Origin of the sequence: Corynebacterium sp. KPL1818 (assembly GCF_000478135.1) — a bacterium.
Classification (GTDB): Bacteria; Actinomycetota; Actinomycetes; order Mycobacteriales; family Mycobacteriaceae; genus Corynebacterium; species Corynebacterium accolens.
In genome coordinates, this window is record NZ_KI515760.1 from 242,972 (window position 1) to 264,339 (window position 21,368).

The following is a 21,368-nucleotide window of genomic DNA, read 5'->3' on the forward strand; positions in this document are numbered from 1 at the left end:
ACTTTGCACGAGCGCATATCTCACCCGCCAAAGTGTCTGCCTATATGATACGGGCCAATCCCTCACCTTCACTATGTTAGGGGTAGCGAATTCGCTCTAAACGATCATCGAATCCCCGCCTTTGTGTGGGAAAGAGGGGAGAGCTGCTGGCGGGCGTGTTCGATGACCTGATTGGCCAGCTTGCGATTGGCCTTCGTGCCAATGACCGCCCCGATACCCATGGGCATGAGTTTGCCCACCCAGGCCCACTTCATGCGCTTGGTGATCTGCTTGGTAAATACCTTGGTCAACCGGCCATTGATGCCAGATAGCGTGGGCCCGGAAAAGCGGGAGAGGGAGGCCACGGAACGCGCCCCCGTGACCGTGCCGAGGTCACCGACAAAGGTATCGACCACCGCAGAGCCCTTCGAGCCCGTCAATACCACCAGCACTAGGGCGCGGCGGCGCTCGGGCGAGGAGATGTCATCGCCGCGCAAGTACGCTGACGCCAGGATGTACCACGCGGCGGCTTCAAGAAAGACCACGGATTCCGCACCGATGGTGGCCGCACCCGTAAAGAGCCCGATGCCGGGCACGGATGCGGAGGCACCGGCGGCCGCGCCCGTGCCAGTAGTGATATTGATGAAGTGCTTGTTAATAAAGCCCTGCAACTCCTGGTCAGTGGCATCCGGGTGGTGCTTCTTTAGGTTCTTGACGTATTTGGAAATAACACCAGATTGCACGGATACCGCGCGGTCCAGGGAGCTCAGCAGCGCCCTAGTAAACCGCCCGCTGTGCTCCGGATCGATGTCATACGTGTCGCTAGCTGCTTTATCCGGGGTGGACTTTTTAAATATGGACATGCCTTTTCCCACACCAATCCTTAAGTTCGTTGGGGCAATGGTATTAATTGAATTTTTACCTAGCATAGCCCTGACCTTGAAATAAGGTGGGCGCGCATGTGCGATTCGGATCGCCACCGGCGTGCAACCTACCTAAGGTAGGGAGTATGCCTTACCCGCAGGAAAATCAACGTGACACTGGGGACTTTTATTCCGAAGAGTCCACCGCTGCCGCGCGCTTGCGGGCCATGCGCGCACACGAGCGCGCCCGTAAGGCCCACGAACAGGCACAAAATGCCTACGCGGATGAACTCACCGTGCGCACGACCTCCGGCTGGGTACGCGGGGTCATCGAAGAAGACCTGCGAGTAGATCGCCCCATTAGCGCCGGGCCAGTGCGCACGTGGCGCGGCATTCCCTTCGGCGCCTCCACGGCCGGCGAGAACCGCTTCCGCGCCCCGCGCCCGGCACCTCGCTGGAACGGCGTGCGCGATTGCAGCCAATTCGGGCCGATCGCCCCACAGCCCACATACTCCTGGACCGACCGCATCGTCGGCTCCGAGGATTGCCTGTACCTCGACATCGTGCGCCCCCGCACAGAGGAAAAGCTGCCCGTCGTGGTGTATCTGCACGGCGGCAGCTTCATCATGGGCTCGTCCCACATGCTCATGCTGCGCGGGTTTGAGCTCGCCACCCGCATGAACGTGGTCTACGTATCCATCAACTTCCGCCTCAACGCCCTGGGATATCTCGATCTGCGCAGCCTCGGCGGCGAGTGCAGCGCCAACCCCGCCGTGGCGGATCAGATTCTGGCCCTTAACTGGGTCCGCGACAATATCGCTGCCTTTGGCGGCGACCCAGACTCGGTCACCCTCATGGGCGAATCCGCCGGCGGCGCCGCAGTCCTTGCGCTGATGACCAGCCCTCCGGCTGAAGGGCTTTTCCACCGCGCCATTGCCCAATCCCCACCGATTGCGTTGGTGCACTCCCGTGCCCAATCCACCTTGTGGGCCCGCGAACTTGCACGCCGAGTGGGCCTGCCGCGCCGGGTGAGCGTGGATGACCTGCGCCAGGAGGACTGCGCGGATGTGGTGCGCTCCGGCCAATCCATGATGTGGCGCGCCGGCGAGCTACTGCACTTAAACTCCTGCTACGCGCCCACGGTGGACGGCGAGCTTCTGCCCGAGCACCCCATCACCGCCTTTGAGCAGGGCCACCAGCACAAAATCCCGCTACTGATAGGCACGAATTCGGACGAAGCCAGCTTTGGCAAATTCCTCTTTCAGCGCCAAAGCGCCCGAGAGCGCGCCGCCCTGCGGCTCTTGGCCTCCTACGATCCCCACCACGCCCCCGAGGTCGTCGCCGCCTACCGCGGTGCGGTCCGCAGGGAGGATTTTGCGCACTTGCTTGCCGATGCCCTCTTCTGGGCACCCTCCACCCGCATCGCCAGCGCCCACTCTGAAGTGGCCGATACCTGGATGTACCGCTTCGACTTCGCCTCTGCCGTCTTGAAGTGGCTGGGTTTAGGTGCCATGCACTCGATGGAGTTGGGCAATGTCTTTGGCGATCCCCAATCCTCGCGCGCCTCCCTGTTAACCGGCTGGGGCTCGCGCGCTGAGATGGAGGAATTGACTTCCACCATGCAGGATCACTGGGCCGCGTTCATCCATGGCGGCAGCCCGAAGGCGCAGTGGCCGCGCTATGAGGGCGGTGAGCGCGCGACCATGATCTTTGATGAACAGGCCTATATCGTGCACGCCCCCAACGATGGGCGCCGCAAGGCGTGGGAGGATTACCACATGGTGGAATGGGGAAGTGGCCGCCCAGAGCTGGTGCGCTCCCTTGGTTTCCAACCACACCGGAGGGATTAGCGGTAGAATCCAGAGTGACCGCGGGCGGCGTCTTGCCCACCGCGGGGACCTCTGCTTCCGAAGGATGGATTTTTCACCACCATGAGCTTTTTCGAAGATATCGCTTCCGCATTGGACGCCGAGGGCATCGAGTCCCGCGTCAACGAAGACGTCATGTTCGTTCCAATCACCTCTGATTTGGAAATCCAGTTTGTTGAAATCGATCCTCTCTTGCCTGCCGCCAACGTGTACATCGCTGCGGCGGATGTGGATGAAGACGATGAAGAATTCGAGGCCGTCTTGGTCTCCGTTGCCTTTTCCGTCGAAGACGCCGTAGAAGCCGTCTCCCGCCACATCGCCACCGACCAGGTTGTTACCGTCCTGCGTGACCTCCTGGAAGGTACCGATGAGCGCATCGCGGAATTGGAGTTCGACCAGGATGAACTCAACCCGCACCTGGTGGTTGCAGAAGTAGGCAACGATTCTGAGCTGCGTGTATTAGTAGAAACCATCGACGGCGTGCCCTCTGCCATCGTGCGCTTCTTGGCCTTCGACTTCGATGAAGAAGACATGGAAGAGCTCGAGGATGAGGCTGTCACGGAGATGTGGCAGGTGGACGAGGAAGACGAGGACCTCGATGAGAACGAGCGCCTTGCCCTCTTTGGCAACACCGATTCTGATGACATCCCCATCGTGGAAGTCCCCGCTGAGGCCCTGGAACTGGGCACCTACACCGATTTCGACCGCCTCTTTGACGTGCTCGGATTGGTCTCGGAACAGGCCCTTGATTGGGAGGCCCAGCTCGTCAACTTTGATGAGGACGACTTTGAGGAACCAGACGTCTACGACATCTTCGGCGAGGATACCGATGACGACGATGACGAGGACCTTGAGTTCTTCGACACCTTCACCGAAGACGACGACGCTGACGCTGACGACGAGGGCGACAACAACTAAGCCCTAAGCCGCTTGCTGGAATCCCGCGAAAAGGGATTCCGGCGAGTGCACGGGCTTAAAGGCACTATCCACGAGCCATACGTAGGTGGCATTCGGTCCGCGGGAGATCTCGTGGACGGCGCCAGCTAATTCGGCAGGAACAAGCGTGCGGACCCACCCTTCCGCCGTGGCGGGATCGACAACCTGCCCAAAGTTATCGGTGATGCGAATGGTGATGAGGTAGGCGGGGATGCGGCTTTCGCCGAACCCGCGGATCCGTGCCTTCACTCGTGCTCCCACGCGGTGGCGGGTAATGCTCATGCTGTAGTCCGCGCCGCCTGGCGTGGCTGGCAACTGCTTGATGGGCGGGCGCCACGTCGGGGTGGGACGAGCCAAGGACCGCGGGTGGTGCATGATGGCGGAAATTGAGCTGACGGTCTCATAGTGGTGATAGGCCAAGTCGGCGGCGATTTCCGTCGCCGTGGCGCCGGGTTGGCTGGATACTGTGTGCGAAAAGTTCTTATCTACGTTGTGCATGGCACTCACTCTAAACCGCATGGCCGACACGAGTTCGAACAATGCAAACACATGTTCGAAAAAGTAGCTTAAATAGCTTTCAGACCTTCAAAGACATAAGGTTGCACGTGCTATGAAGAGTGCTAATGCCGAACCGGCGCCCTACGAAAAGCCCAAGGTGCCGCGGGAAATCTGGGTAATGGTAACGGCGGCGTTCATTATCGCCTTAGGTTATGGCCTTATCGCACCGCTTTTGCCGCAGTTCGTGGTCAGCTTCGATGTTTCGATGGCCGCCGCCGGCCTGGTGGTCTCCATCTTCGCCGCCTCCCGGCTGATCTTCGCGCCCGTGTCTGGTTCGTTGGTGGACCGCGTCGGCTCGCGCCGCGTCTACTTGGTGGGCCTGATGACCGTGGCCGTGACCACGGGATTGGTCGCCATTGCTCAGGAGTATTGGCACATCGTGGTGCTGCGCGCCCTGGCAGGTCTTGGCTCGACCATGTTTACCGTCTCCGCGATGGGCCTTATCGTGCGCCTGTCTCCACCGTCGATTCGCGGTAAGTGCTCCGCCACCTATGCCACGGCATTCCTGCTGGGCAATGTCGCCGGCCCTGTCCTCGGCGCCAGCCTGTCCTTCCTGGGCTTCCGCTGGCCATTTTTCATCTACGGCATCGGCGTGATGCTCGCTGCTTTCGTTGTCTGGTGGCAGATGCCGCGGGTCAACCACTCCCAAACCACCACCTCGGAACTGCCGCCCATGCGCCTGCAGGAAGCTTGGAGCGATACTGCCTTCCGCGCGGTGCTGACCTCCAACTTCGCCCACGGGTGGATCAATATGGGCGTACGCGTGTCCGTCCTGCCGCTTTTCGCCGCCGCGATTTTCCATAATGGCGCCGCAGCCTCGGGCCTAGCCCTCGCAGCCTTCGCCGCAGGCAATGCGATCATCCTTCAATTCTCCGGCCGGTGGTCCGATCTCCATGGCCGCAAGCCGCTTATCTTGATTGGCTTGGTCGGCTCCGCCATCTTCATGGTGCTCATGGGACTGGCCACCAGCGTGTGGTTCCTCTTGCTCGTATCCGCGCTTGCGGGTGCAGCATCGGGCCTTATCAATCCTTCCCAGACCGCCGCGGTGGCAGACATCGTGGGCAACGAGCGCTCCGGCGGCAAGGTATTGTCCGCCTTCCAAATGGCAGGAGACTTCGGCCAGATCGTGGGACCCATGCTCATTGGGCTGCTTGCCGATGTCTATGGCTTCCCCACAGCCTTCACCGTCTGCGGTGCCATTGCCATTTTCGGCATCATTGCCTGGCTCTTCGGGCGTGAGCCGCGCGAAGAGTCCAAGGTGGAAGTAGAACGCATGCCGAAAAAATAGTTGACGGCAACCGCTCTGCGCCGGCTAAGTTATGCGCGTGTGGATGACTTAAACGCGCGCTTTCTTGATGCAGTCAATAACGCCTTGATTATTTGGGTACGGCTGCATAATTCAGACATATTTGTGGGCCGTGCCTGGTGGATCGAAGAAAATACTTGGGTACTCCGCCGCCTCGAGGATGGTACGCGCCGGCACATCCTGCCCCGAGAGGTGGAGCACTTAAGGGTGATCGGCGCGTACCTTGAAGACTACGAGCAACAAGGCTAGAAGAGCCCTGCGACCTGGGACACGCACAGGTAGACAAAGGCCGCGGAAATGATGCCCATCAGGGTGTTGATGAACCAGCCATTGCGCCATTCCTTCGGGGTGTGCTTGGTATTAAGCAGTACCAAGAGCGTAAGTCCCAGGAAGGGCATGAAAAATGCGCCCAAGACGCCGTAGCCAATGATTAACCCGGTGGGCTTGCCCAGCAGTAGGAGAAGCATTGGTGGGAAGGTCAACCAGATGAGGTAAGCGCGGTAGTACTTACCGCCCGTGCTGGTGCTGGGGTGGCCTTGTGGGAGGTTCTTCAGGTGACCAACGTAGTCCGCAAACATGAGGGATACACCGTTCCACACACCCAAGCAGGAAGAGAATGCGGCTGAGAAGAATCCCACGATGAACCACTTAGAAATAAAGGTTCCGTAGCGGGCCTCCAGCACGTCCGCCATGTCTACCAAACCCTGGTCGTTATCGGAGACAGCGACATTTGCGCTATACAAAAGCTCGGCACCAAGGACCAGCGTAGCCAGGACGAAGATACCGGTGACGGCATAAGCCACCGAGTTATCCATGCGCATGACCTTCATCCACTTGGGCGTGAACCATTTCTTCTCACGCAGCCAGTAACCGTAGGCAGCAAGGGTAATGGTGCCACCGACACCGCCGGCGATGGAGAGCACGTAGACGAAAGAACCATCCGGGATGGTGGGGACGAGTCCGCGCAGAATCTCTGGCAAATTAGGCGCGGTAATTGCGGCGATGCCCACCACGGTGACGAACATGATGCCAACTAATACGGCGGCAAGCTTTTCAAAGAGCTGGTATTGACCCAACCACGTAAGCGCAAAGCACAATACGCCGGTCAGGATGGCCCACATGGTCAAGCTAGTACCGGGAAAGAGCGCACTCAATGCCAAGCCGGTGCCGGACATGGCGGCTGCGCCATATACCAATCCCCAGATGACGATGTAGGGCGCGAAGTACCACGAGGTCCAGCGTCCTAGCTCCCGCCAGCCGTGGAACATGGTGTTTCCAGTGGCCAAGCTATAGCGGCCGACGCCTTCCACCAGCACGATTTTCATAATCGTACCGACGATGACGGCCCACAACAGTGCGTAACCGTAGCGCTGGCCGGCAATCATGGTTGCCACTAGGTCAGCGGCACCGACGCCGGTGGCTGCGGCGACCAAACCCGGACCTACGAGGGTCCATTTCACCTTTGCTTGTGGCTCAGAGTTCTGTGTCTGTTGGCCTTCGGCGGATGTTGCGCCGTTGTGGTTTTCTGATTGGCTCATGACACTTCCTTAAGTGGCTGTGGTGCGAATCACTTAAGAGAAATGTATCACTCTTGACGGGTAAAATGCAGCCCAATTATTCAATCACGCGTGCTAAGCGACGGTCCGACCAGCAGCGTACAGCGCCTTTGGCATGGTTCTTTGCAGCTTCCATTGGAATTGAATGGGCTTTTCACCGTGGTGGGAAACATAATCCACAGCACCCAAAAATGTATAGGCGCTCGCGGTGCCCACAGAGTTCTTCTTAGTAAAGCGAGAGGCGATAAGGATCTTCCCACCGAGCTCATCATGCTGAATATATCGGCGTGCGGCCTTCGATTTTAAGGTTGTAGTAGATTGCGATTCCCAGTGGAGAAGTTCTGGTGAAATCGGGTAATCACGGTAATTGGTGGTGGCGCTCACTTGATCGTCTTTTTGGAAGGTCACCAAGAACAAGTCCATGTTCATCTCGGGGAAATATTTCACTCCCTCGCGCGGAAGGCTGACCAGCTTTTCTAGTTCGCCTGTTTGCAAAGCACCGACTAACTCTGCCAGGGAGTAATCGGCGTGGGTTTCCAAAACGGTGTCCTCGCTTGGCTGCGGGATAATGCGCGAAGCATCGTTTTGTAGACGCATGACCTGTTCGAGCTCCCAAATAACTCGCGGGTGCTCTCGCAATATCCCCAGCGCTTGGTCAAAAGAAGACGGGCTGGGTGCATTGGAATTAGCCCAAAAGCCCAAGACCAGCATTCGTGCGAAGGCTTGATCAGTGGGCGTCATATCGCCGAATTGCGAAGTGGCGGATTTTAGGATTCGAAGATAAGCCTCAATGCGTGTCGCATCATTGACGTGGAGGAAAACTTTAATCCGGTTGAGTAAGAAGCTTTCCATCTCATCGTCACGTGGCTCGAGGAGGCCTTCCTCGCGCAGTAGGCGGGTCCAGGAGTATTTGTTGGGGCGGTAAATATCCTCCAACTCGAGGTTTGCCTCCTCGAGGAAATCTTTGAGATCGGTAGTTCGCAATTCCGCTACCAGCGCACGCACTTTCCGCAAATTGCTCCGTGCCGTCTTCTTTACGTTGTTGAGGACCTGTTCCGTCGTCGACTCATCGAATTGGATATGCGTTCCCGGCGGCGTGGTGGGAAAGCCCTGCTCTATCTCGGTAAGCAGGCGTTTTCCGCGTTTTCTCGTTAACGCATTGAATTTGCGCTCAAAATCGTATTCAACATGCTGTTGGCCAATGAAATCGAATACGGTACAAGAATCCTTTCCGGGAGCAAGGCGAAGACCGCGGCCAAGTTGCTGTAGGAAGATAACCGGGCTTTGGGTTGGCCGGAGCAAGAGCAGTGTATTGACCGCTGGGATGTCGACGCCCTCATTGAAAATATCAACGGAAAAGAGGGCCTTGATGGCGCCGCTTTCGAGTTGTTGAATGGCTTCTGCGCGTTCAGAAGAAGTTAATTTGCTCGTCACGGCCTGGGCTGGAATTCCAAAGTGCTGAAATTGCTGGGCCATATGCTCTGCGTGGGCAATGGAGACGCAAAAGCCGATTGCCTTCATTTCAGATAGATCGAAAATCCGTTTATCCAGTTCATTAAGAATAAAGCGAGTCCGTTTTCACCAGACTTGATATAAAACTCTGACAACTCGTTGGTGTTGTAATCTTTCTTTCCCCTGTTCCACGTAAGTGAAGAAAGATCCGTACCGTCTGCAATTCCGTAATAATGCATGGGAACCAAAAGTTGCAGGCGCAAAGCATCCCAGAGGCGTAGTTCATGGGCAATACGGTAGTCAAAGCACTGTTGGACATTTTTGCCATCGCCGCGCTCAGGCGTTGCGGTCAGCCCAAGTAATTCGTCTGGTTCAAAATGACTAAGAAGCGCGTTATACGTTGGAGCTTCTGCATGGTGGAATTCGTCGATGACCACGACATCGAATTGATCTGGCGCGAGCTTTTCTAAGCGAGTGGAATTGAGCGACTGAACGCTCGCAAATACAAAGTCCCAGCGCCGGGGCTCGGTGCCATCGACAAGCAGCTCGCCAAAGTCGGCATCCTTAAGCACCTCGCGGTACGTACGCCGCGCTTGGTGAAGAATTTCCTTGCGGTGTGCCACGAAGAGTAAGCGTGGGCGACGCTTCCACTGCCGGCAAAGATTGAGGTAATCCAGGGCAGCTACGACGGTCTTGCCGGTGCCTGTCGCCGCAACGAGTAGGTTTTTGTGGCGATCCTTTACCTCACGTTCGGACCGCAGCGCCTCGAGCATCTCTTCTTGATAAGGATAGGGAGTAACTTCCAGGCCAGAAAGTTCTAATTGGCGCAATGCTTGTGGGGACTCCGTGCCTTTTGCAATGCGCAGGGATTCCTGCAGGCGATCCATATCCCTGGCGGGGTCAAAAGTCTTGAAGTGGCTATCGTGCCAGTAGCTGTCAAAGGTCTTTATGAATTTTTCGATGACCTCAGGCGTCGCCGTAGCAGAGCCGCGCACGTTCCATTCCCAGCCATCGATAAGAGCAGACCTCGAAAGGTTCGAGCTTCCAATAAAAGCGGTGTCGAAGCCAGAATTCCGTCGGAATAGCCATGCTTTGGCATGCAGGCGTGTGGATTTATGCTCATAGCAAATCTTCACATCGGCGCGATATTTTTCTACCAGGCGTTTAAGGGCCGCCGCATCGGAAGCCCCACAGTAAGTAGAGGTCAATAGGCGGAATGGAATCTGGTTGTCGCGCAGGAACTGCAATTGCTGGTCAAGGACACTGATTCCGGAGCTCTTGATAAAGGCGCACAACAAGTCGACGGAATCGGCTGTCTTTATCTCCCGCTCAACCTCGCTGGTTAGGCTGGCCTCGCCCTGGGCATTAGTAAAAAGCGCGCTCTTAGTCAGCGATACATCCGGAAGCAGCGGAGGTTCGGCTAAAGAAGTGTTGTAGACGGCGTAGAGGAGTTGCTCGGTATCAATATCTTCGTCCTCGCCAAGTAACCCAGCGATTGTATTGATAAGGGCTACTCGGTCTGCTGAAGATTTAAGCCCCATGAGGCGTTGCTCTAGTAAATCGCCGATGTGTTGAGACATGGCCGAGGTATAGCGCCCGCGAGCGCTATCATCTGTGCCGTTTCCTACCCCGAATCCCGCCGATGGGTGTCGACTTTGCGTTTCCTCCATTCGCTCACGAATGCGCGAGGTCACCGGGGTTTCATAAACGCCGAAGGGGAGCGAGGAATCCAAGGAATGACTCATAGCTACAAGATTCTAAGGGCAAAGCTTTTCCACGGCTGGAATATCCGCTGGCGCCCAAGTCAGCTCCATTGCTTCTGCGGGGGTAACCCATCTGGTTGCGTCATGATCGCTGAGGCGAAGCTCGCCGCTGATGAGCGTGCAATAAAAGGTGGTTAGTTCGATGGTGGCAAAGTCGTAGTCGTAGGTCGTTGTCGTGAGTTTGTTGCCAACGCGGGCGGTGAGGTTGAGTTCCTCGCGAATTTCGCGGGCTAAAGCCTGTTCGGGTGATTCTCCCGGTTCGATTTTTCCGCCTGGAAATTCCCAATGTCCTTCTAGGGGTTTTCCGGGCTTCTTGCGGCAGGCGAGGAATCGGTTGCCATCGTGAAAGACGGCACCGACGACGCGGATGGGGTTAGACATAGTTCCATTGTGCCTTGAGCCAGGAAACGCTAGACATCAAGATGTAATTTAGCTAACATATTCCCAATGTTCGCGTCAGGCTGTCGCGCGGGCTTGATCATCATGCAAGCTTGAGGGGCGGTCTATCGTGACATCTACTAATTCAGTTAATTCCTCCACCCAGAGCCATGACGGGGAAGTCCCGCGGCCTGAGGGACGGTGGAAACTCTTTGTTTATAGCGCCATTGGCGCGTTCGTGTTCTTCTTTCCTGTGACATATAAGGAAAAGAACTCCATTCCTTTGGACCACATGGTCACCATCGTGCGCGATAGCATTCCGGCGGTGGTGCCGTGGCTTATCTTTGCGCTCGCCGTGTATGGAACGGTGCGTAGCTTTAGTACGGGGGCGTTTAAGGAAAGCGCGCTGCAGGCGGTCTTTGCGGTCCTCAATATCGCCGGTGCCATCATTTCCTTCCTCATGGTTATTGACGCGCTGCCGTGGGTATTAGGTGATGAAGATTTGGTTCCCTTCTTGTGGAACTCCATTGCCACGCCGGTGGGGCTTATCGTGCCCATCGGCGGTACCTTCCTGGCATTTCTCATCGGGTTTGGCCTCTTGGAATTTGTTGGGGTGCTGATGCAACCCATCATGCGCCCGCTGTGGACGACACCGGGGCGCTCCGCTATCGATGCGGTGGCATCCTTCGTGGGTTCGTATTCGCTGGGCATTTTGGTCACGGACCGCGTCTATCAAAAGGGCGGTTATACCGGCAGGGAAGCTGCCGTTATTGCCACGGGGTTTTCCACGGTATCGGCGGCGTTTATGGTCATCGTGGCCAAGCAGCTGGATTTGATGAATATCTGGGGCACCTACTTTGCCGTCACGCTGCTGGTGACGTTCCTGGTTACGGCCATTACCGTGCGCATCCCGCCGCTGCGGACGATCCCGGATGAATATTGCGCGGGTGTAGAGCCAGACCCGGAAAAGCCGGTAGAAGGATCGCGGTTTAAGAATGCGTGGCGCGAGGCGATGCTGGCTTTGCAGCGCGCGCCGTCGCTGCCACAGGCCATTTGGGATAACCTGCGCGACGGCGTGCGCATGGCCGCGGCCATCGTCCCGTCCATTATGTCGGTGGGCCTTATTGGCTTGCTGCTTGCGCGGTTTACCCCGATCTTTGAATGGATTGGGTACCTGTTTTACCCCTTTGCTTGGATTGTGCAGCTGCCGGAGCCGGAACTCGGCGGCAAGGCCGCGGCGATGGGCATCGCGGAGATGTTCCTACCCGCCACCGCTGTAGCAGGCAGCGATTCCATGGTGCTGAAATTCGTCATCGGGGTCGTGGCGGTGTCTGCCATCATCTTCTTCTCCGCCCTGGTGCCGTGCATTTTGGCCACCAAGATTCCGGTGAAGCTATCCCACCTGGTCATCATCTGGTTTGAGCGCGTTGCTCTCACCATCGTGATTGCGACCCCGATTGCGCACCTCCTGTTCTGAGTCTTACTGCCCGCTTACCGCAGTGAGGTGAGCGTTAACGATGTCATCGATAAGCCGCGCCGCTGCCTTGGCGGTGCGGTTGTCTATGTCGAAGGTGGGGTTGAGCTCGACGACATCGACAAGCGCGAGCTTGCCCGTCGCCGCGATCGCGACCGCCAGGGCGCGGATGCGCTCGTAGGCAACGCCGAGGCTAGCCGGGGCGGATACACCCGGCGCGGTGGAGGCGGGAAGCACGTCCAAGTCGATGGAGAGGTGGACCTTGTCCGCAGCGGCGGTGGCCTGGGTGGCGAGCGCGCCGCATTCGGCCGGGGTGAGGTTCACCAGCTCCTCATCCAGGGTGTAGTTAACGCCGAGCTTATCGGCATCGTTGAAGAGCACCGCGGTGTTATTGGGGCGGGAAATACCGAAGACGGTGTAGTCAAAGTCATCGGTGAGCTGGGAAATCTGGGTAAAGGGCGTGCCGGAGGTGGCGTGGTCCGCGTGGCGGAGATCGAAGTGGGCGTCCAAGTTGATGATCGGGGTGGCACCGCGCGCGCGGAACAGGCCACGGTGGGAGCCGAAGGCGGTTTCGTGCCCGCCGCCCAAGATAATCGGCAGGGTAGCGCTGCGGACGAGTTCTTCGACCTTGTCAGATAGGGCCTCGTGTGCGCCGTCGAGATCATCGCCTTGGGTGGTGATGGTTCCGGCATCGGCAAGCGCGTGGCCGTGGTGAACCGCGAGGGAGCCAAGGGCTGTGCGCAGGGCGGCGGGGCCGGCGGCGGCACCTTGGCGGCCGCCGTTGCGCAGCACGCCCTCATCGGAGGCAAAGCCCAGCAGGGTCACGGGCGCGGATTCGGCCTGGTTGATGACGCTATGCCAGCGCGCGTGCTCGGCGCCGGGGCCATCGGAGCGGCCGGACCACTCGGGGGCGGGAGTAAAAAGTGGGGCTGATTCGGTATTCATAGTGCCGATACTAGAAGCGTGCGGTGAATTTGTCTGTCAATGGCGGAATATAATTGGACGTTGTGAGTGCTAACCGAGTCCCCGCCGCGCGCCATGCCCTAGACATCCTCAAGCTGCTATCTACTATCGATGTCCCGATTTCCGCCGCCCGCATCCAAGGCGAGCTCGGCCTGCCGCGCTCGACCACGTACCACCTGCTCGCGGAAATGGTCGATGCCGGGTTCGTTGCCCACCTGCCGGAGCACAAGACCTACGGCCTGGGGCTGGCCGCGTACTCGATGGCCTCTGCGTATGTAACCCAGCAACCGCTGGTACGCATGGCTACGCGCGATCTGGAGGAATGCGCACGGCTCGTTGGTGGATCCGGGCACCTTTCGCGCATGGCAGGCTCGGAGATTTTATACCTGCAGGAGGTCCGCGCGCCGGGCGCTACCTCGTTGGTGACGGAGGTGGGGGTGCGCCTGCAGGCGCATAAGACGGCCTCGGGCAGGGTGATGCTGGCACACCTGCCGGAATGGGAGGTCAAGGCCGCCTTCGATACCGCGGGCGGGGAGAATTTTGGTCTCCTGAAAAATCAGCGGGACCGGGCCCGTGCGCGCGGGTGGGATCAGGAGGTGGAAGAAATCTCGCGGGGGCAGGCCTCGGTGGCGGTGCCCATCCTGGACCACCTGGAGCGGCCTGCGGCGGCCATTGCGGTGACCTATCCCGTGTCCACGCCGGGCGATAGGGTGGAGGCGCTCATCGCGGCGCTGGGCCAGGCCGCGGAGAAAGTCGCGGGAAAAATGTATCGCCAGCGCGAAAAGTGAGGTAGCATGCGGGCTAGCGCGTTAGGCTGTGACGTGAGCTATATTTTGCTGCCCTAAAGACACTAGGAGTCATCATGCCTAATGCATACCCATCCACCGTTACCGTCGGCGTCGGAGCGCTGACCATTGAGGAAGTCGCGGCCGTTGCCCGTTACGGCGCCACGGTAGAAATCTCCGCCGAGGCCCTGGACGAGGTCGCCTCCACGCGCGACCGAGTCGAAGAACTGGCCCAGGATCCCACGCCGGTCTACGGAATCTCCACCGGTTTCGGCGCGCTAGCCCGCCGTCACATTCCAGAAGAGATGCGCGCGCAGCTGCAGCTATCCTTGGTGCGCTCCCACGCGGCCGGCACCGGCCCTGAGGTGGAAGAAGAAGTCATTCGCGCGCTCATGCTGCTGCGCCTATCTACCCTGTGCACCGGCCGTACCGGCGTGCGCCCAGTGGTGGTAGAGACCTACGCCAAGGCACTTAACGCCGGCATCGTGCCGGTGGTGCGCGAATACGGTTCCTTGGGCTGTTCCGGCGACTTGGCTCCGCTGGCCCACTGCGCCCTAGCGCTCTTGGGCGAGGGCGAGGTGCGCGTGGGCGGCGAGCTCAAGGACGCCGGCGAGGCCCTTGCCGCCGCCGGCATCGAGCCGCTGGAGCTGCGCGAAAAGGAGGGCCTTGCCCTTATCAACGGCACCGATGGCATGCTTGGCCAGCTCTGCCTGGCCATCACTGACCTGCGCGCGGCCGCCAAGACCGCCGATATCGCCACCGCCATGACGGTAGAAGGTCTGCTTGGCACGCTCGTTGTCTTTGCCGATGACCTCCAGCAGCTGCGCCCGCACCCGGGCCAGGCTGATTCTGCCGCCAATATCCGCCAGGTGGCGGACGGCTCCGAGATCCTCGCCGCGGCGCTGGAGGAGTTCAAGAAGAACCAGGTCCAGGACGCCTACTCGGTGCGTTGCGCGCCGCAGGTGGCCGGCGGTTTCCGCGATACCTTGGCGCACACCGCGCAGGTAGCAGAGCGCGAGCTCGCCGCCGCCGTGGATAACCCGGTGGTGGCCAAGGACGGCCGCGTGGTCTCCAACGGCAACTTCCACGGCGCCCCGGTGGCCTATGCGCTCGATTTCCTCTCCATCGTCACCGCGGATCTGGCGTCCATCTCTGAGCGCCGCACCGACCGCTTCCTGGATCCGGCCCGCAACCGCGGCTTGAATGCCTTTCTTGCCGATGACCCCGGTGTCGACTCCGGCCACATGATCGCCCAATACGCACAGGCAGGCATCGTCAGCGAATTAAAGCGCCTGGCCACCCCGGCCTCGGCCGATTCCATTCCTTCTTCTGCCATGCAGGAAGACCACGTGTCCATGGGCTGGTCCGCCGCCCGCAAGCTGCGCAAGGCCGTTGATGGCCTGCAGCGCGTGCTCGCCGTGGAGATCCTCACCGCGGCGCGCGCCATCGACATGCGCGAAGGAACGCCCGCTGGCGGCACCGGCGCGGTCATTGCCGCCCTGCGCGAGACCGTTCCTGGTCCCGGCACCGACCGCTACCTATCGCCGGAAATCGAGGAGACCGTGCGCTTGGTCAAGTCTGGCGCGCTGATCGATGCCGTCGAGGCCGCTACGAGCGAGCTGCGCTAACCGCCTGCGCCATCGCCGCTTGGCCCGCGTGGGTGGGATGCATGGGGAAGGAGTCAGTGTCCTGCCCCGTAAAGTCCACCCATGGCTCATCTGAGCAGGCGGAATGTTGCGCGGCATCGTCTGGCAGCACATAGGTGGCGCCGTTGCGCTCGGCGGCCTCGCGCACTGTTTGATTGATGCGCTGGATGGTATCTGCCAACCACTCCCGGTCTGTGGCCGGGATTTTTTCTATGAAGGGGCAAGTCTCGCCGGGATTGATGAGGGGGATATAGCCGGTGGCAATGACCTTCGCATCAGGCGAGCGGTGGGCGATTTCCCCGTAGACCTTGTCCAGGCGTTGGGGCAGATCGTGTAGCTCCAGTTCTATCTGCGGGCCCGATTCGTCTTGGCATATATCGTCCGTTGCGCATTGGGTCAGGCGCACAAAGCTGGCATCGTTGCCGCCGATGCTCAAGGAGACAAGGGACGTATCCGGGGCAAGCGCGTCCACCTGGGCGGGGTGCTCGCCCGCGGAGGATAAAACATCCAGCGTGCTCGCGCCCTGGCAGGCGACGTTGCGGAAAGAGCTCGTGGTGATCTCCTGAGCGGCGAGTTCTGGATAGGAATCTTGTGCGCGTGCGCAGGAATCGGGCGGATCGAGCGGGAGCGTCGTCGAGCCCATCGCCGCGTAGGAATCCCCGAGGGCCACATAGTTTTCTGGGTCTTCTGTGGCTTCTTGGACTTCTTGTGGCTGCGAGGAGCATCCTGCCAGCAGGCAGGCGGCGGCAAGGGCGGGCAATACGTGGCGCATGACTGCCATCGTAGCCGCAGAGTCTGAAATGCCAGACAGTTGGTGACTGTGCAAGCTCTAAATACGTTGTGCATCACACTAAATTGATATCTGTGACGCTCGCCAAGCCCCCGGGAGACAGCCCCGGGAAACCGGCCTTGGGGTAGGGCACGGCGTCGATAAGCACAAGCGAAAGGAAGCCATGTCTGAACCACGCGAAGTCCGCGCACCCCGCGGCACCGAACTCAACGCAAAATCCTGGCAAACCGAAGCGCCACTGCGCATGCTGATGAATAACCTCGACCCAGAGGTGGCAGAGCGCCCCGAGGACCTCGTGGTCTACGGCGGCACCGGCCGCGCAGCACGTAGCTGGGAGGCCTTCGATGCCATTGTGGAATCGCTGAAAGACCTGGAAAGCGATGAAACCCTCCTCGTCCAATCCGGCAAGCCGGTGGGCATTTGGAAGACCAATGAATGGGCACCGCGCGTGCTCATCGCCAACTCCAACCTGGTGGGCGACTGGGCTAACTGGGAGCACTTCCGCAAGCTCGAGGACGAGGGCCTGATGATGTACGGCCAGATGACGGCCGGTTCCTGGATCTACATCGCCACCCAGGGCATCCTCCAAGGCACCTACGAGACCTTCGCGGCCGTGGCCAAGAAGCGCTTCGAGGGCAGCCTGGCCGGCACCCTGACCCTGACCGGTGGGTGCGGCGGCATGGGCGGTGCCCAACCGCTCGCCGTGACGCTCAACGGGGGAGCGGTGCTCATCGTGGACGTGGACGAGCACCGCCTCCGCCGCCGCCAGCACAAGCGCTACCTCGATGAAGTGGTCACCGACCTGGACGAGGCCCTGCGCTTGGTCCTCGATGCCAAGGAAAATAAGAAGGCCCTCTCCGTGGGCTTGGTAGGCAATGCCGCCGAGGTCTTCCCCGAGGTGCTGCGCCGCCAGCGCGCCGGGGAGTTCAAGGTAGACATCGTCACCGACCAGACCTCCGCGCACGACCCACTGTCCTACCTGCCTACCGAAATCACCGTGGATGACTGGCAGTCCGAGGCCAAGGCCGATCCCACGACCTTTACCAAAAAGGCTCGCGAATCCATGGCCGCACAGGTCCAGGCGATGGTGGAATTCCAGGACGAGGGCGCTGAGGTCTTTGATTACGGCAACTCCATCCGCGATGAGGCGCGCCACGCCGGCTACCAGCGCGCATTCGAGTTCCCCGGCTTCGTTCCCGCCTATATCCGTCCGCTCTTCTGCGAGGGAATGGGCCCGTTCCGTTGGGCAGCGCTGTCCGGCGACCCCGAAGACATCAAGGTCACCGACCAAGCCCTGAAGGAGCTGTTCCCAGAGAACGAGCACCTGCATAACTGGCTGGACGCCGCCGAGGAATACGTCGAGTTCGAAGGCCTGCCCGCCCGCATCTGCTGGCTCGGCTACAACGAGCGCCACAAGGCCGGCCTGCTCTTCAATGACTTGGTGCGCGAGGGCAAGATCAAGGCCCCCATCGTCATCGGCCGTGACCACCTCGATTCCGGCTCGGTTGCCTCCCCGTACCGCGAGACCGAAGCCATGCTCGATGGCACCGACGCCGTCGCTGACTGGCCGCTGCTTAACGCCATGACCGCCGTATCTTCCGGCGCGACCTGGGTCTCGCTCCACCACGGCGGTGGAGTGGGCATGGGCCGCTCCATCCACGCCGGCCAGGTCACGGTTGCCGATGGCACCGATCTCGCTGCCGCCAAGCTGCGCGCCGTGCTGACCAATGACCCAGGCATGGGCGTTATCCGCCACGTCGATGCCGGGTACTCTCGCGCAGAGGAAGTAGCCAAGGAGCGCGGCGTTCGCGTTCCCATGGAATTTAAGGCAAGGGATTAAATGAGCACACTTTTTACCGGAATTTCTGAACTCCGCACGGTCAGCGAGCACGGCACGCTTAACGATGCCGCCCTCATCGCCGACCACGGCACCATCGCCTGGATCGGCTCCGCCTCCCAGGCGCCCGCCGCTGATGACCAGGTGGACTTGGGCGGGCGCGCCGTCCTGCCCGGTTGGGTGGATTCGCACACCCACATGGTCTTCGACGGCGACCGCTCCGCCGAGTTTGAGGCCCGCATGTCCGGCGGTTCCTACGAAGCAGGCGGCATCGCGGTGACCATGGACGCCACCCGGGAGGCGGGCGCGGAGCGCTTGGATAAGCTCGTCGCCGAGCGCGTGGCCGCCGGCCGCCGCGGTGGCACCACCACCTTCGAGACCAAGACCGGCTACGGCCTCAACACGGACTCCGAGGTGGAAGCCGCGCGCGTGGCATCCCAGCACGTCGACGACGTGACCTTCCTGGGCGCCCACCTCGTGCCGCCGGGAGCGGATGCGGAAGACTACCTCGATGAGGTCGTCGGCTCGATGCTGGACGGCGTTGCCGAATACGTCCAGTGGATCGACGTCTTCTGCGAGCGCGGCGCGTTCAATGAAGAGCAGTCGCGCCGGGTTTTAGAAGCCGGTAAAAAGTTGGGCCTTGGCCTGCGCGTGCACGGCAACCAGCTTGGCGAGGGCCCGGGGGTTAGCCTCGCGGTCGATCTCGGCGCCGCCTCGGTGGACCATGTGAATTACCTGAGCGATAGTGACATCGAAAAGCTCGCCGCATCCGAGACCGTGGCCACCATGCTCCCGGCCTGCGATCTCTCCACGCGCGAGCCCTTAGCGCCTGGCCGTGCGCTTCTCGATGCCGGCGCCACCCTCGCCATCGCCTCCAACCTCAACCCAGGTACCTCCTATACCTCGTCGATGAACTACTGCGTGACCACGGCCGTCCTGCAGCAGCACCTATCCGTCGACGAGGCCATCCACGCCGCCACTACCGGCGGTGCCACGGCGTTGCGCCGCCATAATGTGGGCAACGGACTCGACCCGCAGGGCCGCCCCGCGAAGGGCACCCTGGTGGAAGGAGCTGCCGCTGACCTGCACGTACTCGATGCTCCCAGCGCGGTGCACTTGGCCTACCGGCCGGGCATGCCGCTGAGCTACCGCACGTTCGTGGCGGGGGTATAGCGAGGAATGGAGTTTGCCGCCGGTATCGCGTAGGGTTGGACGAGCAATGAGCATTACCGATAACGCCACCGGCGGCGTAAACGAGCCGGAAGATTTTAATAAGTCGGAATCTCAGGACAACTCGCAAGGTGTCAACCAGGACACCAGGGCTGCGAATACTTCTGAGGGCACCGGCGCTGAGTCCAAAGATTCGGCCAACGACAACTCCCAGGGGTTCGAGCACCTCGGCTTGCCAGATAAAATTCTGCAAGCCGTTGCGAAAGTAGGCTTCACCACGCCGTCCCCCATCCAAGCAGAAACCATCCCGATCCTGATGGAAGGCCGCGACGTCGTGGGCCTTGCACAGACCGGTACCGGCAAGACCGCAGCCTTTGCGCTGCCGGTCTTGTCCCAGCTTGATCCGCAGGCGCGCCACCCGCAGGCGCTCGTTCTCGCGCCTACCCGCGAGCTCGCCCTGCAGGTTGCAGACGCCTTCCAATCCTTCGCGGAAACCCTCAAAGGCATCGAGGTTCTTCCCATCTACGGTGGCCAGGCCTACGGCATCCAGCTGTCTGGTCTGCGCCGCGGTGCCCAGGTCATCGTGGGTACTCCGGGTCGCGTTATCGACCACCTGGAAAAGGGCTCGCTTGACCTGTCCCAGCTGCAGTTCCTCGTCCTCGATGAGGCCGATGAGATGCTGAACATGGGCTTCCAGGAAGACGTCGAGCGCATCCTGGAAAGCACCCCGGACCGCAAGCAGGTGGCGCTTTTCTCCGCCACCATGCCTAACGCCATCCGCCGTCTGTCCAAGCAGTACCTGCACAACCCGGCGGAAGTAACCGTTAAGTCCGAGCGTCGCACCAACGACAACATCAAGCAGCGCTTCTTGCTGATTCCGCACCGCGCAAAGATGGATGCCTTTACCCGCATCCTCGAAGTCATTACCTATGACGCCATCATCGTCTTCTGCCGCACCAAGCATGAGACCGAAGAGGTGGCCGAGGCCTTGCGCGATCGCGGTTACAGCGCTGCTGCCATTAACGGCGACATCGCCCAGGCGCAGCGCGAGCGCACCGTCGACCAGCTTAAGGATGGCCGCCTAGACATCCTCGTCGCTACCGACGTCGCCGCGCGTGGCCTCGACGTCGAGCGCATCACCCACGTGGTGAACTTCGACATCCCGAACGATACCGAGTCCTACGTGCACCGCATCGGCCGTACTGGCCGTGCCGGCCGCTCCGGCGAGGCAATCCTGTTCGTCACCCCGCGCGAGCGCCGCATGCTGCGCTCCATTGAGCGCGTAACCAACGCTCGCCTCGAAGAGATGGACCTGCCCTCCGTCGATGAGGTCAATGAGAAGCGCAAGGAAAAGTTTGCGCAGGCCATTACCCAGTCCATGGACAACAAGCAGGCCGATTTCTTCCGCAACTTGGTGCGCAAGTACTCGGAAGACAATGACGTCGCGATGGATGACATCGCCGCGGCCTTGGCCGTCATGCACCAGGGTGGCAAGAACTTCCTATTGGAAGACAAGCCTTTGCCCAAGCCAAAGAAGGACCGCCGCGATCGCGATGACCGCAAGCGCGACCGCGACTTCAAGGGCGGCGGCAAGAACCGCGGCGGTTCCAAGCGGCCGGATGGTGACTTTGAGACGTACAGGTTGGACGTCGGCAAGCGCCAGAATGTCCGCCCAGGTGCCATCGTCGGTGCTATCGCCAACGAAGGTGGCCTCTCCGCCAAGGACTTCGGGCGCATCACCATTGCGGTGGGGCACACGCTCGTGGACCTTCCGAAGAACATGGACCCGGCTGTGCTGGATCGCCTGAAGGATACCCGGATTTCTGGCCAGCTCATCAAGATTCAGAAGGATACCGGTCGCCCGCCTCGCCGTGATGGCGGCGGCGGTGGACGCAAACATGGTGGTCGCTTCCGCGACTAATTAAACCTCCAAAGGGCCTCTTTTTAGAGGCCCTTTTTTCATGCCCTGTGACCTGCGCTTTTACTATAAACGGGGGTAGCGTGTCGGGGCGGTTTTGTATGGTGTATGGCGAAAGCATGTTCT

The 21,368-nt window shown here is 60.3% G+C and carries 16 protein-coding genes and 1 pseudogene; 10 read left to right on the forward strand and 7 right to left on the reverse strand.

The genetic code is table 11. The features are described from left to right. Nucleotides 1-104 precede the first annotated feature (104 nt). The gene (locus HMPREF1261_RS10720; RefSeq protein ID WP_050749146.1) at nt 105-842 is read right to left on the reverse strand and encodes a hypothetical protein; all 738 of its coding nucleotides are present in this window, start codon (nt 840-842) and stop codon (nt 105-107) included. A 146-nt stretch (nt 843-988) separates the two neighbouring features. On the opposite strand from HMPREF1261_RS10720, the gene HMPREF1261_RS10725 reads away from it, so the two are divergent. Both HMPREF1261_RS10725 and HMPREF1261_RS10735 read left to right on the forward strand, forming a co-directional pair. Further along, nucleotides 989-2,692 (forward strand): carboxylesterase/lipase family protein, encoded by a 1,704-nt coding sequence (locus HMPREF1261_RS10725; RefSeq protein ID WP_023030955.1) that lies wholly within the window; start codon nt 989-991, stop codon nt 2,690-2,692. Nucleotides 2,693-2,773: 81 nt separating this feature from the next. Continuing rightward, complete coding sequence (locus tag HMPREF1261_RS10735) at nt 2,774-3,628, forward strand: hypothetical protein (protein ID WP_023030956.1); 855 nt, start codon at nt 2,774-2,776, stop codon at nt 3,626-3,628. Between the two features lie 3 nt (nt 3,629-3,631). Here the strand turns inward: HMPREF1261_RS10735 and HMPREF1261_RS10740 are convergent, their stop codons facing one another. Continuing rightward, on the reverse strand, nt 3,632-4,144 hold the full coding sequence (locus HMPREF1261_RS10740) for a hypothetical protein (protein ID WP_023030957.1): 513 nt from the start codon (nt 4,142-4,144) through the stop codon (nt 3,632-3,634). 112 nt (nt 4,145-4,256) lie between these two features. On the opposite strand from HMPREF1261_RS10740, the gene HMPREF1261_RS10745 reads away from it, so the two are divergent. Together HMPREF1261_RS10745 and HMPREF1261_RS10750 are read left to right on the forward strand one after the other, a co-directional pair. Next, nucleotides 4,257-5,492, forward strand: a complete 1,236-nt coding sequence (locus HMPREF1261_RS10745) for an MFS transporter (RefSeq protein WP_023028641.1) — start codon at nt 4,257-4,259, stop codon at nt 5,490-5,492. A gap of 39 nt (nt 5,493-5,531) precedes the next feature. Next, entirely contained in the window at nt 5,532-5,759 is a 228-nt protein-coding gene (locus HMPREF1261_RS10750; RefSeq protein WP_034658371.1) for a hypothetical protein, read from the forward strand. On the opposite strand, the gene HMPREF1261_RS10755 is transcribed toward HMPREF1261_RS10750, so the two are convergent. The 3 genes and pseudogenes from HMPREF1261_RS10755 to HMPREF1261_RS10765 form a co-directional block, all read right to left on the reverse strand. Further along, nucleotides 5,756-7,048 (reverse strand): Nramp family divalent metal transporter, encoded by a 1,293-nt coding sequence (locus HMPREF1261_RS10755; RefSeq protein WP_023030958.1) that lies wholly within the window; start codon nt 7,046-7,048, stop codon nt 5,756-5,758. The two genes, HMPREF1261_RS10750 and HMPREF1261_RS10755, sit on opposite strands and share 4 nt — an antisense overlap. 93 nt (nt 7,049-7,141) lie before the next feature. Then, nucleotides 7,142-10,263 (reverse strand): annotated as a pseudogene (locus HMPREF1261_RS13295) (DUF3427 domain-containing protein). Between the two features lie 12 nt (nt 10,264-10,275). Next, the gene (locus tag HMPREF1261_RS10765; protein ID WP_023030961.1) at nt 10,276-10,662 is read right to left on the reverse strand and encodes a (deoxy)nucleoside triphosphate pyrophosphohydrolase; all 387 of its coding nucleotides are present in this window, start codon (nt 10,660-10,662) and stop codon (nt 10,276-10,278) included. A gap of 127 nt (nt 10,663-10,789) precedes the next feature. On the opposite strand from HMPREF1261_RS10765, the gene HMPREF1261_RS10770 reads away from it, so the two are divergent. Next, nucleotides 10,790-12,136: a YjiH family protein gene (locus HMPREF1261_RS10770; RefSeq protein WP_023030962.1), complete on the forward strand. Its 1,347-nt coding sequence runs from the start codon at nt 10,790-10,792 to the stop codon at nt 12,134-12,136. 3 nt (nt 12,137-12,139) lie between these two features. Here HMPREF1261_RS10770 and hutG read toward each other — a convergent pair whose 3' ends face one another. After that, nucleotides 12,140-13,078 (reverse strand): formimidoylglutamase, encoded by a 939-nt coding sequence (hutG, locus tag HMPREF1261_RS10775; RefSeq protein WP_023017750.1) that lies wholly within the window; start codon nt 13,076-13,078, stop codon nt 12,140-12,142. Nucleotides 13,079-13,140: 62 nt separating this feature from the next. Between hutG and HMPREF1261_RS10780 the strand changes: the two genes are divergently transcribed. Together HMPREF1261_RS10780 and hutH are read left to right on the forward strand one after the other, a co-directional pair. Beyond that, nucleotides 13,141-13,884 carry an IclR family transcriptional regulator gene (locus HMPREF1261_RS10780; protein WP_023030963.1) on the forward strand — a complete coding sequence of 248 codons (744 nt, stop codon included), beginning with the start codon at nt 13,141-13,143 and terminating at the stop codon, nt 13,882-13,884. Nucleotides 13,885-13,958: 74 nt separating this feature from the next. After that, on the forward strand, nt 13,959-15,509 hold the full coding sequence (gene hutH, locus HMPREF1261_RS10785; RefSeq protein ID WP_023030964.1) for a histidine ammonia-lyase: 1,551 nt from the start codon (nt 13,959-13,961) through the stop codon (nt 15,507-15,509). Here hutH and HMPREF1261_RS10790 read toward each other — a convergent pair. Continuing rightward, entirely contained in the window at nt 15,490-16,299 is an 810-nt protein-coding gene (locus HMPREF1261_RS10790; RefSeq protein WP_232208013.1) for an SGNH/GDSL hydrolase family protein, read from the reverse strand. The genes hutH and HMPREF1261_RS10790 overlap by 20 nt on opposite strands. Nucleotides 16,300-16,480: 181 nt before the next feature. On the opposite strand from HMPREF1261_RS10790, the gene HMPREF1261_RS10795 reads away from it, so the two are divergent. Genes HMPREF1261_RS10795 through HMPREF1261_RS10805 form a run of 3 tightly spaced genes read left to right on the forward strand, consistent with a single transcriptional unit; the run spans nt 16,481 to nt 21,245 of the window. Then, a complete protein-coding gene (locus HMPREF1261_RS10795; RefSeq protein WP_023026308.1) occupies nt 16,481-18,157 on the forward strand; it encodes a urocanate hydratase in 1,677 nt (558 codons plus the stop codon). Beyond that, the gene (gene hutI / locus HMPREF1261_RS10800) at nt 18,158-19,327 is read left to right on the forward strand and encodes an imidazolonepropionase (protein WP_023030965.1); all 1,170 of its coding nucleotides are present in this window, start codon (nt 18,158-18,160) and stop codon (nt 19,325-19,327) included. Between the two features lie 46 nt (nt 19,328-19,373). After that, nucleotides 19,374-21,245, forward strand: coding sequence for a DEAD/DEAH box helicase (locus HMPREF1261_RS10805; RefSeq protein ID WP_023017755.1), 1,872 nt, complete (start codon nt 19,374-19,376; stop codon nt 21,243-21,245). Nucleotides 21,246-21,368: the final 123 nt, after the last annotated feature.